Here is a 1,460-nt window from a genome sequence, read left to right on the forward strand (position 1 = left end):
GGCTCTTCGGACATGCGGTGGGGGTGAGGCTCGCCGGGTGATGGTCGGCGGGTAGGGGTCGAGGTCCCCGAGGATCAGTAGCGCCAACTGCTGATCCATCACGAGGACCTCGACGTGCTTCACCCTACTTCGGGGTGCGCTGACGCGCGCTCTGCCGCTGATCCGTGTTACCGCTGCGATCTGCTGGTCGGTCTCGACGGCGTCCATGTCGAGCACGTTGACCGCCGCGACGGGCTGCTGATCGTCACCGTTTCGACACCGGCGGCGCCGACCGGGTGCCCGTTGTGCGGGGTCGTGGCGATCGGTCGAGGGCGCCGCCGTCGAGTGTTGCATGACGTGCCGGGCGTGACGCGGGTGCGGATCGTCTGGCGGCAACGGGTCTGGCGATGCGGCGACGTGGGCTGTGCCAAGAAGACGTTCGTGGAGCAGCTTCCCTCGCTGGTCGCTCGGCGCGGGTCGCTCACAAGGCGAGCCGTCGACTGGGCGATCGGGCAGCTGCGCCGCGAGCACGCCACGATCGAAGGACTACGTCGTCAGCTCGGGACATCGTGGAAGACGGTGTGGCGGGCTGTTGAGCCTGAACTGGTGCGGTTGGCAGCCGACGAGTCCCGGTTCGAGAACGTGACCACGCTCGGCGTCGACGAGCACATCTGGCATCACGTCGACCACCGCAAGCGGGGCCCGAAGGAACTGACCGGCATGGTCGACCTCAGCCGCGACAGCACCGGGAAGACGCGGGCCAGGCTGCTCGACCTCGTGCCGGGCAGATCGGGGAAGGCATACGCGTCCTGGCTCAGCGAGCGGGGCGAAGCGTTCCGAAAGAACGTGAAGGTGGCGGCGCTGGACCCGTTCGCGGGCTACAAGACTGCGATCGATGACACGCTCGAAGACGCGGTCGCTGTGCTGGACGCGTTCCATGTCGTCAAGCTCGGCACCGCCGCCGTCGACGAGGTCCGCCGCCGCGTCCAGCAAGACACCCTCGGGCATCGCGGTCGGAAGGGCGACCCGCTCTACGGGATTCAGACCATCCTCCGTGCCGGGGCCGAGAACCTCACCGACAAGCAGCGGATCCGGCTGACCGCGGCAATCGAGGCCGATCCTGCGCACGACGAGGTGTTCGTCGCGTGGCAGTGCGCACAGCAGCTGCGCTCTGCCTACCACGCGAAGGACCTGACCGAGGGGCGGCGGATCGCCGAGAGGGTGGTCGACACGTTCCACACCTGCCCGATCCCCGAGATCGCCCGCCTCGGCCGCACCCTCCGCCGCTGGCGTTCAGCGTTCCTGGCGTACTTCACCACGAGCCGCGCGAACAACGGCGGCACCGAGGCGATCAACGGGATCATCGAGCTCCACCGCCGCCTCGCCCGCGGCTATCGCAACCGCGAGAACTACCGCCTCCGCATGCTCCTCACCGCCGGCGGACTCACCCCATGACCCCCCCACCGGATGTCCGAAGAGCC

2 protein-coding genes are annotated in these 1,460 nt (G+C 68.7%); one reads left to right on the top strand and one right to left on the bottom strand.

Translation table 11 applies throughout. From position 1 onward, the window contains the following. The coding region (locus RR49_RS15905) for a hypothetical protein (protein ID WP_211255117.1) at positions 1-216 on the bottom strand (216 nt) is incomplete at its 3' end. Between RR49_RS15905 and RR49_RS00105 the strand changes: the two genes are divergently transcribed. After that, the gene (locus RR49_RS00105) at positions 115-1,434 is read left to right on the top strand and encodes an ISL3 family transposase (protein ID WP_231729493.1); all 1,320 of its coding nucleotides are present in this window, start codon (positions 115-117) and stop codon (positions 1,432-1,434) included. The two genes, RR49_RS15905 and RR49_RS00105, sit on opposite strands and share 102 nt — an antisense overlap. Positions 1,435-1,460: the final 26 nt, after the last annotated feature.

Source organism: Microbacterium ginsengisoli (assembly GCF_000956535.1).
Taxonomy (GTDB): Bacteria; Actinomycetota; Actinomycetes; order Actinomycetales; family Microbacteriaceae; genus Microbacterium; species Microbacterium ginsengisoli.